The organism is Achromobacter sp. ACM05, from assembly GCF_019218915.1.
Classification (GTDB): domain Bacteria; phylum Pseudomonadota; class Gammaproteobacteria; order Burkholderiales; family Burkholderiaceae_B; genus Achromobacter; species Achromobacter animicus.
The window spans coordinates 2,175,649-2,189,310 of sequence record NZ_JAHUWQ010000001.1; the positions used below are offsets into that span (position 1 = coordinate 2,175,649).

General features: G+C 67.1%; 12 protein-coding genes. 10 read left to right on the top strand and 2 right to left on the bottom strand.

Going from position 1 to position 13,662, the window contains the following annotated elements; genetic code table 11:
• The first annotated feature begins 9 nt into the window (after window positions 1-9).
• The 5 genes from KW836_RS09900 to KW836_RS09920 all read left to right on the top strand — a co-directional run bounded on the left by KW836_RS09900 (window position 10) and on the right by KW836_RS09920 (window position 4,815).
• Window positions 10-2,730 (top strand): nitrate reductase, encoded by a 2,721-nt coding sequence (locus KW836_RS09900; RefSeq protein WP_218343122.1) that lies wholly within the window; start codon window positions 10-12, stop codon window positions 2,728-2,730.
• 106 nt (window positions 2,731-2,836) lie between these two features.
• A complete protein-coding gene (locus KW836_RS09905) occupies window positions 2,837-3,562 on the top strand; it encodes a hypothetical protein (protein ID WP_370633016.1) in 726 nt (241 codons plus the stop codon).
• Between the two features lie 84 nt (window positions 3,563-3,646).
• On the top strand, window positions 3,647-3,964 hold the full coding sequence (locus KW836_RS09910) for a YqjD family protein (RefSeq protein WP_105240220.1): 318 nt from the start codon (window positions 3,647-3,649) through the stop codon (window positions 3,962-3,964).
• Between the two features lie 68 nt (window positions 3,965-4,032).
• Complete coding sequence (locus tag KW836_RS09915) at window positions 4,033-4,449, top strand: phage holin family protein (protein WP_175124547.1); 417 nt, start codon at window positions 4,033-4,035, stop codon at window positions 4,447-4,449.
• Window positions 4,450-4,452: 3 nt separating this feature from the next.
• Window positions 4,453-4,815, top strand: a complete 363-nt coding sequence (locus KW836_RS09920) for a hypothetical protein (protein ID WP_175124548.1) — start codon at window positions 4,453-4,455, stop codon at window positions 4,813-4,815.
• A gap of 116 nt (window positions 4,816-4,931) precedes the next feature.
• On the opposite strand, the gene ubiD is transcribed toward KW836_RS09920, so the two are convergent.
• A complete protein-coding gene (gene ubiD / locus KW836_RS09925; protein WP_175124549.1) occupies window positions 4,932-6,476 on the bottom strand; it encodes a 4-hydroxy-3-polyprenylbenzoate decarboxylase in 1,545 nt (514 codons plus the stop codon).
• A gap of 81 nt (window positions 6,477-6,557) precedes the next feature.
• On the opposite strand from ubiD, the gene KW836_RS09930 reads away from it, so the two are divergent.
• Complete coding sequence (locus tag KW836_RS09930; protein ID WP_175124550.1) at window positions 6,558-7,376, top strand: lytic transglycosylase domain-containing protein; 819 nt, start codon at window positions 6,558-6,560, stop codon at window positions 7,374-7,376.
• Between the two features lie 74 nt (window positions 7,377-7,450).
• Here KW836_RS09930 and KW836_RS09935 read toward each other — a convergent pair whose 3' ends face one another.
• On the bottom strand, window positions 7,451-8,611 hold the full coding sequence (locus KW836_RS09935) for a pyridoxal phosphate-dependent aminotransferase (RefSeq protein ID WP_218343123.1): 1,161 nt from the start codon (window positions 8,609-8,611) through the stop codon (window positions 7,451-7,453).
• 43 nt (window positions 8,612-8,654) lie between these two features.
• Here KW836_RS09935 and KW836_RS09940 point away from each other — a divergent pair, with 43 nt between their 5' ends.
• The 4 genes from KW836_RS09940 to KW836_RS09955 all read left to right on the top strand — a co-directional run bounded on the left by KW836_RS09940 (window position 8,655) and on the right by KW836_RS09955 (window position 13,661).
• Window positions 8,655-9,566, top strand: a complete 912-nt coding sequence (locus KW836_RS09940) for an FAD-binding protein (RefSeq protein WP_218343124.1) — start codon at window positions 8,655-8,657, stop codon at window positions 9,564-9,566.
• A gap of 132 nt (window positions 9,567-9,698) precedes the next feature.
• On the top strand, window positions 9,699-11,987 hold the full coding sequence (locus KW836_RS09945) for an NADP-dependent malic enzyme (RefSeq protein ID WP_218343125.1): 2,289 nt from the start codon (window positions 9,699-9,701) through the stop codon (window positions 11,985-11,987).
• Window positions 11,968-13,197, top strand: a complete 1,230-nt coding sequence (locus tag KW836_RS09950; protein ID WP_255595211.1) for a patatin-like phospholipase family protein — start codon at window positions 11,968-11,970, stop codon at window positions 13,195-13,197. Before KW836_RS09945 ends, KW836_RS09950 begins: the two co-directional genes overlap by 20 nt.
• Window positions 13,194-13,661 (top strand): barstar family protein, encoded by a 468-nt coding sequence (locus KW836_RS09955; RefSeq protein WP_056570977.1) that lies wholly within the window; start codon window positions 13,194-13,196, stop codon window positions 13,659-13,661. Before KW836_RS09950 ends, KW836_RS09955 begins: the two co-directional genes overlap by 4 nt.
• Window position 13,662: the final 1 nt, after the last annotated feature.

The following is a 13,662-nucleotide window of genomic DNA, read 5'->3' on the forward strand; positions in this document are numbered from 1 at the left end:
GAGTAGGACATGGACATGCCGATGGCGCGACGGATTGAAATCGTCAACGAAGCGGCGCGAGACGTGGCGTCGGTCTGCTGTTATTGCGGCACCGGCTGCGGGGTGCGCGTGCAGGTGCGCGATGGTGCGGTCGTTGGGGTGCGCGGCGACGAGTCGCATCCGGCCAATCGCGGCCGCTTGTGCAGCAAAGGTCTGGCGCTGGCCGACACCGTGCGGCGCGATGACGCGCGCGTGTTGTCGGCGCAATGGCGTTCGGCGCGCGATCAGCCCCTTGAGGATGTCGCGCTGGCGCAGGCGCTGGACATCGCCGCGGACCGGCTGGCCGACGCGATTACCCGGCACGGCCCGGATGTCGTGGGCTTTTATCTGTCCGGCCAGTTGCTGACCGAAGACTATGCCGTCTTCAACAAGCTGGCGCGGGCGCTGGCAGGCACGAACAACATCGACACCAATTCGCGCCTGTGCATGTCAAGCGCGGTGTCGGGCTACAAGCGCACGCTGGGCGCGGACGCGCCGCCCGCCTGCTACGAAGACCTGGAACTGGCCGACACCGTGCTGATCGCCGGATCCAACATGGCCTACGCGCACCCCGTGCTGTTTCGCCGGCTGGAAGCCGCGCGGACCAGCCGGCCGCACATGAAGGTGATCGTGATCGACCCGCGCCGCACCGACACGGCCGCGTTTGCCGACCTGCATCTGCCGATCGCGCCAGGGTCCGACGTGGCGTTGTTCAACGCCATGCTGCATGTGATGCTGCGCGAGGGGCTGGTCGACGAGGACTACATCGCGCGCCATACCGAGGGCTTCGAGACGCTACGGGCGCGCGTGCAGACGGTGACGCCCGAGGCGGCGCAGCGCCTCTGCGGCGTGCCGGCGCAGGACATCGTCCAGGCGGCGCGCTGGTTCGGCCAGGCGCCGGCGGCGCTGTCGCTGTACACGATGGGCTTGAACCAGTCGGTGGCGGGCACTGACAAGAATGCGGCGCTGATTCACCTGCATCTGGCCACCGGCCAGATCGGGCGTCCCGGCGCGGGGCCGTTTTCGCTGACGGGCCAGCCCAACGCCATGGGCGGGCGCGAAGCGGGCGGCATGGCGACCCTGCTGCCGGGCCATCGCGATCCCGCGTCGGCCACGGACCGCGCCGAGGTCGCGCGGCTGTGGGGGGTGAAGCGCCTGTCCGACGCGCCAGGCGCCACGGCGCTCGACATGTTCGACTCGGTGCTGGACGGGCGCATCAAGGTGTTGTGGATCGCGGCCACCAATCCCGCGCAGTCGCTGCCGGATCAGGCGCGCGTGCGGGCCGCGTTGGCCCGCGCGGAGTTCGTCATCGTGCAGGAGGCATTTGCCGGCACCGAGACGCTGGCCCATGCCGACCTGGTGCTGCCCGCGGCGACCTGGCCCGAGAAATCCGGCACGGTGACCAACTCCGAGCGGCGCATCAGCCGGGTCCGCGCCGCCATCGCGCCGCCCGGCGACGCGCAGCCCGACTGGCGATTGGCCCAGGCAGTTGCGCAGCGGCTCGCGGCGCGCATCGCGCCGGCCAAGGCGGCGCTGTTTGCCTATCGCGACGAAAGCGAGGTCTTTGCCGAGCACGCCCGCATGACCGCCGGCCGAGACCTGGACTACAGCACGGTGGATTACGCCGTGCTGGCGCAGCACGGACCGCAGCAATGGCCGTACCGGGCGGGTCAGGGCACCGCGCGCCTGTACGCCGACGGCGTGTTTCCCACCACCAGCGGCCGCGCCCGGTTCTGCGACGTCGCATGGCGGCCGACCGCCGAAACCGTTTCCGGCGACTTTCCGCTGCAACTGACGACGGGCCGGTTGCGCGATCACTGGCACACGATGGCGCGCACCTCGTTGGCTCGCGTGCTGACGCAGCATGTCGAGGAGCCATGGGTATCGCTGCATCCGGACGACATGCGCCGCTTGGATCTGGCGCCCGGGTCACTGGCCCGGCTGCAGTCGCGGCGCGGCGCGCTGGTGCTGCCGGTGCAGGCGGACGCGTCGCTGCTTCCCGGCCAGGCCTTCGTGCCGATGCACTGGGGTAGCGCGTTCATGGCCGGCTTGGGCGTGAACGCGCTGACCAATCCGGCAGCCGATCCGATATCGCGCCAGCCCGAGCTCAAATTCAGCGCCGTGCGCGCCGAGCCGGCGGGCCTTGCGTGGCAGGCGGCGGCGTGGCGGCAGGGCGATGTGGCGGCGCTGCGCACCCGGCTGGCGCCCTGGCTGCACCGCTTCGACTATGCCGTCGTCCTGCCGGTGGGCGCGGGCGGCGTCCGGTTGCGGCTCGCCAGCCGCGTCGCGCCGGAAGCCGACGTGCTGCACGAGTTGGCAGACACGCTGGACCTGCGGCGTCCCGATGTGGCGTATGACGATCCGGCGCGCGGCTATTTGCGCCGGGTCAGCGCCGGCCAAGGCACGCTGCATGCCTTCCTGCTGACGGGCGACCTGCGCGCGCAGGAGCCGCTGCTGGCGTGGGCTGCAGGGGGCGAGGCGCCCACCAGCATCGCGGCGCTGCTGATGGGACGCGTTGCGGGCGCGGTGCGTTCGCGCACCCTCTGCGTCTGCAATGGCGTCAGCGAAGCGGCCATCCTGAAAGGCATCGAAGGCGGCTGCGATCTGACGGGGCTGAAGGACACGCTGGGTTGCGGCACCGGCTGCGGTTCGTGCGTGCCGGAGATCCAGGCGCTGATGGCGCGCGCGCCCGCGGCGCCGGTGCTGGCGTGACGACACGTTCGGACATACGCCGGGCACGGCAACCGGTGTAGTATCAAGCCAGTTGTCCCCAAGGCGGGACGGCGCTTTCGGATTTCTGGAGTGGCTTGTGACGACGATGCGAAAAATGGCATCCCTGGTTTTTGCGGCCGGCGCGTTGGGCGCGGCCGCTACGGCGCAGGCCGGCGTGTGTGACGCGAAGTTCATGCACGACGGCGGCGCCGTCCAACTGACCGGCTCGGGCAATCTGGCGCTGGGCGCGGATCTGACCTTTGCCGAAGTTACAAAAAGCAATGGCGACAACTGCCGCGCGCGCGTGCAGGGCGTTGCCCGATTCAGCTACGCGGGCCTGCCGCCCGGCAAGTCCAAACTCGACTACCTGATGACCGTCAAGGGTGGCCAAGCCACCTTCCTGCGCTACGCCAGCGCGGGCGAAGCGCCCAAGCCTTCCGAAGGCCAGTTCGACTTGCGCATGCTGGGTCTCTTTGCCTACGACGGCAAGCTGGCGGCGGGCCAGAAGCTGCCCGGTTCGTCGTTCCGCCTGAAGATCGGCAAGGAAGCGCCGGTGGGCGGCCAGCCCAGCACCACGGTGCGCATCGGTGAAAAATCGGTTGGTCAGAAGACCTCGATGGACACCGCACTGGGCAAGCAGTCGTGCCACCCGATCACCTACACGCGCAATTCGGATCCCACGATGGCCACGTTTCAGGGCCTGACCATTCCCATCCCCGGCATGAACACGACGGTCACCGATTGGTATTGCCCGGCCGTGAATCTGGTGATGAAGCAGGACATCGATCAGGGCGGCGTGAAATCGGCCGTTGAGATTACGCAGATCAAGTAGCACCCGGTAGCAAGCGGGCGTTTCCGCCCGCATGGCCGCTGGTATCATCGTTTCCGTCATGGACACACAACAGGAGCTCAGAAAATGGCAACGAGAAAATCCGAAGACGTCGCAAAAGAAAAACTCATGGACAGTGTCAAGACCAGCCTGAACGACGCCGAAAGCCTGCTGCGCGAAGCCGCCAGCAGCACCGGCGACAAGGCCAACGAACTGCGCGACCGCGCCATGACCTCGCTGCGGCGCACGCGCGAGGCCCTGTACGAAGCGCAAGACGCCGTCCTCGAACGTGGCCGCAAGGCTGCCCGTGCGACGGATGACTACGTGCACGACAATCCCTGGCAAGCCATCGGGGTCGCAGGCGTGACCGGCCTGCTGCTCGGCTTGCTGATCAGCCGCCGCTGACAGGGCAGGACGTCCGGGCGGCAGGCACGGCTTCATGCCGTTGCCTGCCGCCCGGCGTTCATTCAACCATGGGTCTAAGAAAAACTGTTTTCGGTGTTGCCTCCAGCCTGGTCGGGCTGATGCGCACGCGGCTGGAGCTGCTGGCTCTGGAAGCCGCGGACGAAAAGGCGCGCCTGCTCAAGCTGCTGGGCCTGGCGTTTGCGGCCCTGCTATTTCTGACGCTGGCGGTGCTGGTGGCCACCATCACCATCGCCGTGGCGTTCTGGCCCACGGAAGACCGCTATCTGGCCCTCGGGCTGCTGGCGGCGTTCTATGGGGTGGCCGGCGTGGTGCTGTTGCTGGTGGTGCGCCACGGACTCGTGTACGGACAGACGCCGTTTTCGGCCACGCTCGAAGAGCTGGGCCGGGATGCGGAACTGCTGGACCGGGTGCGCGACATGCATGCCGACGACGAGACGCCGGTGCGCCGGCGCGAGGAGTTCTAAGCCATGTCGAAAAGATCTCCGACCGTCGACCGCGCCGTGCGCATCGAATTGCTGCGCGCCCGCGCCGCCATCGAGCGCGAGTCGCTGGCACAGAACATCGTGTCGGCCGGGCGCAGGCTCGAGCCCAGCGCGCTCATCCGCGGCATGCTGCCGGGCCTGGCGTCTGGCGGCGCGTCCCGCTGGGCGTTGCAGGCCATCACGATGGCGCGGCGTTATCCCATCATCAGTTCGTCGCTGTCCGCCATGTTCATGCGTGGCGGCAAGCGCGGCAAGCTGTTGAAGCTGGCTGGCGGCGCCTTCGTGGGCTGGCAGCTCTTGAAGGCCTGGCGCGGCGCGCGCCAGGACGACGACCGGGAACGCGACTGACGCCGGCTGCCAGATAAAAACCCCGCCGCTCAACCGGCCCCGCACCGCCAGACTTTCGTCCAGCAATGCGGGCCCGGCCAGGCGGCGGGGTTTTTTATGCGCAGACAGTGGCGCGTCTACAGTCCCAACTGCCCCCACATATCGTCCACGCGCTTCTTGACATCCGCGTCCATCGTGATGGGGGTGCCCCATTCACGATTCGTCTCGCCCGGCCACTTGTTGGTGGCGTCCAGGCCCATCTTGCCGCCCAGGCCGGACACGGGCGACGCGAAGTCCAGGTAGTCGATCGGCGTGTTCTCCACCAGCAACGTGTCGCGCACCGGATCCATGCGGGTGGTCATCGCCCAGACCACTTCCTTCCAGTCGCGCGGATTGATGTCCTCGTCCACGACCACGATGAACTTGGTGTACATGAACTGGCGCAGGATGCTCCACAGCCCGAACATGACGCGCTTGGCGTGGCCCGCGTACTGCTTGCGGATCGACACCACGGCCAGCCGGTAGCTGCAGCCTTCGGGCGGCAGGTAGAAATCCACGATTTCCGGAAGCTGGCGGCGCAGCAGCGGCACGAAGACTTCGTTTAGCGCCACGCCCAGCACGGCGGGCTCGTCGGGCGGCTTGCCGGTGTAGGTGGAGTGATAGATGGGGTTGCGGCGCATCGTGATGCGCTCGACGGTGAAGACCGGGAACCAGTCCTGCTCGTTGTAATAGCCTGTGTGGTCGCCGTACGGACCTTCCAGCGCCATTTCGTAGCCGGTGTCGGGCGGGGGATTGACGCCTTCGGGCACCACGGGCTTGATGGCACGCGGGTCCGAGGACGGCAGCAGATGGCCTTCCAGCACGATTTCGGCCCACGCGGGCACGGACAGGTTGCTGCCCAGCGCCTGCGCGACTTCGGTGCGCGAACCGCGCAGCAGCCCCGCAAACTGGTATTCGGACAGGCTGTCCGGCACCGGCGTGACGGCGCCCAGCGTGGTGGCCGGGTCGGCGCCCAGCGCCACCGCGATCGGGAAGGGCGTGCCGGGGTTGGCGATCGCATGGTCCCGGAAATCCAGCGCGCCGCCGCGGTGCGACAGCCACCGCATGATGAGCTTGTTCGGGCCCAGCAACTGCTGGCGGTAGATGCCCAGGTTCTGGCGCTTGGCGTTGGGACCGCGGGTAATGACCAGGCCCCACGTCAGCAGCGGCGCCACGTCGCCCGGCCAGCAGGTCTGGATGGGCAGCCGGTTCAGGTCCACGTCCTTGCCTTCCCAGACGATTTCCTGGCAGGCGGGGCTTTTGACGTTCTTGGGGCTCATGTCCCAGAGCGCCGATTTCAGCATCGACACCTTGGCCAGCGCATCGCGCAGGCCCTTGGGCGCCTCGGGTTCGCGCAGCGAGGCCAGCAGTTCGCCGATGTCGCGCAGCGCGCTGACGTTGTCGGCGCCCATGCCGCGCGCCACGCGGGCAGGCGTGCCGAACAGATTGGCCAGCACCGGCATCTGCGCGGGCTGGCCGTTGTGGCGGGCGTTTTCGAACAGCAGGGCGGGGCCTTCGGCCCGCAGCACGCGGTCGGAAATCTCCGTCATTTCAAGCTGCGTCGACACCGGCGCAGCAATGCGTTTGAGTTCGCCCATTCGTTCAAGTTGGGCGATGAAGTCTCTAAGGTCGCGGTATTTCACTACAGATCCCAGCGATTTGGTTACATTTCGGATTCAAAGAGAGGTTAACATTGACTCCCTCTTTTTTACGCAGGAGGTTTTATGCCCGATGCGTCAGTGGCCAGCCTGTTCAGGAACATGGCCCAAGGAGTGCACCAATATCTTGCCGAATCCCTGCGCATTTGCTCTGTCTACCTGGGCATCGCGGTCATTGTGACGGTAAGCATGGGATTCGCCCTGCCTGGTTTGCGCGACCAGGCATTGCAAGTGCACAAAGCCTTGTTGACCGCCCTCGCGCCTTCATCCATGCAGGCCAGCTCCGAGTCCGAAGCCGGCTCCGAACTGGGTGCCGACACCTCGTCGGCAATTGCCATGGCCGTACCCACCGCACCCGCCAGCAACGCCACCGGCATGCTGGGGCCGGCTCGTGTCGCGCCGCCCGCACCCAAAAAGACCGCGTCGGCGGCTACGGGACCGCAGGCCGAAGCACTGCGCAACTATATCTCGCGCAAGTACAAGGTTGCGTATGACGCGACCGGTCCGCTGCTGAACACCGTATACAAGGTCAGCCGCGAAAAGCAGTTGGACCCCTTGCTGGTCCTGGCCGTGATCGCCATCGAATCGCGTTACAACCCGCTGGCCGAAAGCCATGTGGGCGCACAGGGCCTGATGCAGGTCATGACCAGCGTGCATCAGGACAAGTTTGACGCGGTCGGCAAGAATCCGCTGGACCCGGCCGCCAACATCGGCGTCGGCGCCACGATCCTGCGCGACTGCATCAACCGCCGCGGTTCGATCGACGGCGGGCTGGCGTGTTACGTGGGGGCCACCGGCCCGGACGACAACGGCTACGGCGCCAAGGTGCAGGCGGAACGCCGGCGCCTGGCGCTGGCGTCGGGCATTGCGCTGGCGCGCGACTGATCCGCGCTGTCCGTTCTGAAAAAAAGGCGCGTCCCGCAAGGACGCGCCTTTTTCATGGGGACGGCACAGCAGGGTCAGCGCCGCAACAGCACGCCCATCCGCGCGACCGCTTCTTCCAGGCGGTCCAGGCCGGTGGCGTACGAAAACCGCATGGTGTGCGCCGCGTGCGCCGGTCCGAAGTCCAGGCCCGGCACGGCGGCCACGCCGGCTTCCAGCAACAGGCGCTGCGAGAACGCGGCGCTGTCCATGCCCAGGCTGCTGATATCGGCATAAATATAGAAGGCGCCGTCCGGCTTGACCGGCACGTCGATGCCCAGGCGCTCGAATTCCGGCAGCAGGTAATCGCGGCGTTGCTTGAAGGCTTCGCGGCGGTGTTCGAAGGTCTTCAGCGCGGCGGGCGTGAAGCAGGCCAGCGCGGCATGCTGGGCCAGCGTGGGCGCGCAGATCGCCAGGCTGGAGGCAATCTTTTCCACCGGCGCGACCATGTCGTCGGGCACGATCATCCAGCCCAGGCGCCAGCCCGTCATGTGGAAGTACTTGGAGAAGCTGTTGATGACGATGACGTCGTCGTCCAGCGTCAGCGCCGAGCGCGGCTGGCCGTCATAGGACAGCCCCAGATAGATTTCGTCGACGATGGCAAAGCCGTCGCGGGCGCGCACCTGCGCCAGCAGCTCGGCCAGCTCGCCGTGGGCGATCGACGTGCCGGTGGGATTGCTGGGCGAGGCCACCATCACGCCCTGCGTGGCAGGCGTCCAGTGACGCGCGACGTCGTCGGCGGACAGCTGGAAGCGTTTTGCCGCCGTGCTGGGAATCAGGCGCGGCACGCCGCCCGCGGCCAACACGAAATTGCTGTTCGCCGGATACGACGGATCGGGCATCAGCACCTCGCCGCCGGTATTCACCAGCGCCGCGCAGGCCAGCGTCAGGGCGCCCGAGGCGCCCGCGGTCACAATCACGCGCCGCGGGTCGATGGCGGCGCCGAACTGGTCGCGGTAGAACTGCGCGATGGCCTCGCGCAGCGGCGCGATGCCCGCGCCCGGGCTGTAGCCGCTGAGGCCGGCGCGCGCGGCACGGTCCAGCGCTTCCACCACCTGGGGTGGCGCGGTAAAGTCCGGTTCGCCGATGCCCAGGCTGATAATGTCCCTTCCGGCCGCCTGCAGCGCCTGCGCCTGCTTGAACAGTTCCATCACCTGGAACGTCAGGAAATCGTGAGTGCGGGTAGCAAGGCGGGGCATCGGAATCTCGAAAGCGTCATCTAGCAAAAAAGGAATTGTAGTCATGCAGCCATCCCGGCGCGCCTTTCTCATGGGCCGGCGACCCGTCCAGACGCCGTGGGCGGCCTTCGTGCAACGCCTCGCGCTGGTGTGCCGCGGCAAGGTCCGCGACCTGGGCGAGGGTGGGGCGGACGGCACCTGCGCCATGCTCACGCCGGCGTCCGGGGCCGACGTCGTCCAGGCGCGCAAGCTCTGCGCCGAGTACCACGTGACGCTGGAATTGGAAGGGGCGGCGGGACCCTTCGCGCCCTCGGCCCGACCGCGCCTGCGGGTAGATCCCGTCTTGCTGACCGCATTGACCCGGTTGGACGGGGATGCACCACGGTGGCACGCGCAGCCCGGCGTGACCGTGGCGGCGTTGGCCAGCGCGGGGCTGCGGCAGTTCGCAGGGCTGCCGGGCGACATGACGCTGGCCCAGTGGGTGGCGGCGCCGGCGTCCTGGCCGGCGGGCCATTGCGCGGCCTCGGGCCTCGTGGCGGCGGACGTCCTGCTGGCCGATGGCATCGAGGAAACGCTGGGCGCGTTCGGCGAAACCGACGTGCAGCCGCTGCGGTCGGCGACCGTGCAGCGCCTGGTGCCCGCGCTGTTCCAGCTTGCGTCCGGCGGCGATGCGTTCGCGACCAACGATGGGTATCACTGGCTGGGCCGCTACCGGCTGGACGCGCTCAAGCCCGTCACGCCGGCCACCGTCAACCTGGCGCAATTGCTGCTGGGACACGGCGGCACGCTGGCCTGGCTGCAGGGCGCGGTGCTGGTTGACGTGCCGCCCGGCGACGATGCCCGGACCGGCGCCGCGACCGCGTCCCGGCCTGAACCGGCTGCCCCGGGATTGGCAACCGTCCGCCTGGACGGCCGCGTCAAAACCCAGTTCGACCCCGACGGCTGCTTCCCGGAACTCCTGTGGCCGGAAGTCTGACAAACGTTCAGCTTGCTGTAAGATTCCGGCGCTCGACCTCAAGAAAGAGCAGGGCCCGCGTATCGCACGGCCCGTCATGGGAATAGAATTCCTCCCTCTTTCGTGTCACACACTCTAGCCAGTAGCCGCCCTATGGATGCCAACCTTCGCAAAGCCGCCCTTGAATATCACGAGCACGGGCGCCCCGGCAAAATCTCGGTCACGCCGACCAAGCAGCTGACGAACCAGCGCGATCTGGCGCTGGCGTACTCGCCCGGCGTGGCGGCGGCCTGTGAGGAAATCGTGGCGGATCCGGCCAACGTGTTCCGCTACACGGCCCGCGGCAATCTGGTGGGCGTCATCACCAACGGCACCGCGGTGCTGGGCCTGGGCAATATCGGCGCGCTGGCCTCCAAGCCGGTCATGGAAGGCAAGGCCGTGCTGTTCAAGAAGTTCGCCGGCCTGGATGTCTTCGACATCGAAATCAATGAAACCGACCCCGACAAGCTGGTCGAGATCATCGCCGGCCTGGAAGCCACCTTCGGCGGCATCAACCTTGAAGACATCAAGGCGCCGGAGTGCTTCACCGTCGAGCGCAAGCTGCGCGAACGCATGAAGATCCCGGTCTTCCATGACGACCAGCACGGCACGGCGATCTGTGTGTCGGCGGCCTTCATCAATGGCCTGAAGGTCGTGGGCAAGGACATCAAGCAGGTCAAGGTGGTTACGTCCGGCGCGGGCGCTGCGGCGCTGGCGTGCCTGGACCTGATGGTGGACCTGGGCCTGCCGCTGGAAAATATCTGGGTGACCGACATTGAAGGCGTGGTTTTTGAGGGCCGCACCACGCTGATGGATCCGGACAAGGCGCGCTTTGCGCAGAAGACCGACGCCCGCAAGCTGGCCGAGGTGATCCAGGACGCCGACGTGTTCCTGGGCCTGTCGGCGGGCGGCGTGCTGAAGCCCGAAATGGTCGCCGCCATGGGTTCGCGTCCGCTGATCCTGGCGCTGGCCAACCCCACGCCGGAAATCCTGCCGGAAGTGGCGCACGGCGTGCGCGACGACGTGGTGATGGCCACGGGCCGTTCGGACTACCCGAACCAGGTCAACAACGTGCTGTGCTTCCCGTACATCTTCCGTGGTGCGCTGGACGTGGGCGCCACGACCATCACGCGTGAAATGGAAAAAGCGGCGGTGTACGCCATCGCCGAATTGGCCGAGGAAGAACAGAACGAAGTCGTGGCCGCGGCCTATGGCACGTTCGACATTTCGTTCGGCCCCGAATACCTGATCCCCAAGCCCTTCGATCCGCGCCTCATCGTGCGCATCGCGCCGGCGGTGGCCAAGGCCGCGATGGAAGGGGGCGTGGCCACGCGTCCGCTGGCGGATCTGGAAGCCTACGAAGAGCAACTGCAGCAATTCGTGTACCACTCCGGCGCGTTCATGAAGCCGCTGTTCTCGGCGGCCAAGCGCATCGTGCGCGAAGGCGGCCCGGCGCGCATCGTGTTCGCGGAAGGCGAAGACGAGCGCGTGCTGCGTGCCGTGCAAGTGGTGGTGGACGAAGGCCTGGCCCGGCCGATCCTGGTCGGCCGTCCGTCGGTGCTGCTGACCCGTATCGAAAAGCTGGGCCTGCGTCTGCGCCTGGGCGAGGACGTCGAAGTCACCAACCCCGAATACGACGAGCGTTTCCATCAGTACTGGACGACCTACTGGGAACGCATGTGCCGCCGCGGCATCACCAAGGAAATGGCGCGCGTGGAAATGCGCCGCCGTATGACGCTGATCGGCGCGATGATGGTGCACCTGGGCGATGCCGACGGCATGGTCTGCGGCTCCGTCGGCGCGTATCACGATCACCTGCGTTTCGTGGATGAAGTGATCGGCCGCCGCCCGGGCCACAACGTGTATGCCGCCATGAACATCCTGCTGCTCAACGAGCGCACGGTGGTCCTGGTGGACACGCACGTGAACGACGAACCCACGGCCGAGCAGATCGCGGAATTCACCGTGGCCGCCGCGCGCGAGATGCGCCGCATGTATCTGGCGCCCAAGGCCGCGCTGCTGTCGCGCAGCAATTTCGGTTCGGGCAGCTCGGCGTCGGGCGCCAAGATGCGCCGCGCGCTGGAACTGGTGCGGCAGATGGATCCGGAACTGGAGATCGACGGCGAGATGCATGGCGACTGCGCGCTGGACGAGGCCCTGCGCATGCGCATCCTGCCGTCGTCCACGCTCAAGGGCGAAGCCAATCTGCTGGTGTGCCCGAACGTCGACTCGGGCAACATCGCCTACAACCTCCTCAAGACGGCGGCGGGCGGCAACGTCGCGGTGGGTCCGTTCCTGCTGGGCGCCAATGCCCCCGTGCACATCCTGACCTCCAGCTCCACCGTGCGCCGCATCGTCAACATGACCGCGATGACGGTGGTCGATGTCAATACGCCACGTTGAAGTCAAACCGGCCGGCAGGGCGTGCCCGCGCACGCCCACCGGCCTGGTCCTGACGGGCGGCGGCGCGCGCGCCGCCTATCAGGTCGGGGTGCTCAGCGCCATCATGGAGCTGCTGGACCCGGACTGGCATTCCCGATTCCAGAACCCCTTCGACATCATCTGCGGCACGTCCGCCGGCGCCATCAACGCCGCCGCGCTGGCCTGCCGCGCCGACCGGCCCCATCTGGGCGTGCGTCGCATCCGCCGCCTGTGGTCGTCGCTGAACACCGACATGATCTACCGGGCCGACGCGCCCGGGCTGATCCGCACCGGCGTGCGGTGGCTGGGCCTTCTGTCGCTGGGGTGGATGTATTCCGGTTTGACGCGCAAGCGTCCGCACTCGCTGTTGGACAACACGCCGATGCAGGGGCTGCTGGAACGCGTGCTGGACTTCAGCAATCTGCGTTCCAACCTGGAGAGCGGTTCGCTGTCCGCGCTGGCCATCACCGCGTCGGGCTACACCAGTGGCGAGCACCTGACGTTCTACCAGGCGCACACCCCGATCGAACCCTGGCACCGCTACCTGCGGCTGGCCATCCCCACGCCCATCGGCATCGAACACCTGATGGCCTCGTCGGCCATTCCTTTTGTCTTTCCGGCGCGCCAGGTGCAGGTGCACGGCAAGGGCGAATGGTGCGGCGACGGTTCGATGCGCCAGCTTGCGCCCATCAGCCCGGCGATCCACCTTGGCGCGCACCGCGTCATGGTGATCGGCACGGGCTACCGCGACGACACCCACCCTGAGAATCGCGAGGATTCACCGCCGTATCCGTCGCTGGCGCAGGTCGGTGGTCATGCGCTGTCCAGCATCTTCCTGGATGGGTTGTCGGCGGATGTCGAGCGTCTGGAGCGCATCAATTTCCTGATGGACCACGCCGGTCCGAACGGCGCGCCGCCCACCGTGCGCCGCATCGAGGTGCTTACCATCACGCCCAGCCAGTCGCTGGATTTGATGGCGCTTGAACATTTGCACGATATGCCCGCACAAGCGCGTGCGCTTTTCCGCGTACTCGGTGTATCGTCCGATCCAAACCGTCCGGGGGGCGGGGCGCTGATGTCCTACCTCCTGTTCGAAGCCGGCTACACCAAGCGATTGATAGAACTGGGTTATGCCGATACGATGCGACGTAACGATGAAGTGATCGCCTTTTTCAGGGAGGCACAGGCATGACGCGCAATGGCCAATCTACTTTGCAGCGGCAGCTGATGCGCGGCGGTGCGCTGGCTCACGACGGGCTCGACAAGAAGGCCGTGGTGGACGCCGCGCACGAACTTGGCCTGTCCTTGTTTGTTGCCAATTGCGACCCGTGCCGCAGCCGCTCGGCCGTATTGCGCGCTATCGTCAAGGCAGTGGATTTTCCTGAATACTTCGGCGGCAATCTCGACGCCCTGTACGACTGCCTGTGCGACACGGTGCTGGATCACAAATCCGGTGTGGTGCTGTGGCTGTACCGCCTGCATTCCGGTGATCCGGCACTTGAAGAGGACGCCGGCCGCATCGAAACCGTGTGCTCCGATGCCGCGGATTTCGCGCACGAGAACGGCCGCGTGTTTGCCTATGTGATCGAACACGCCGGCGCGCATCCCGAACCCGAGCCCGGCGTGGCCGCTGCCCCTTACGGCGAGAACGACTGAC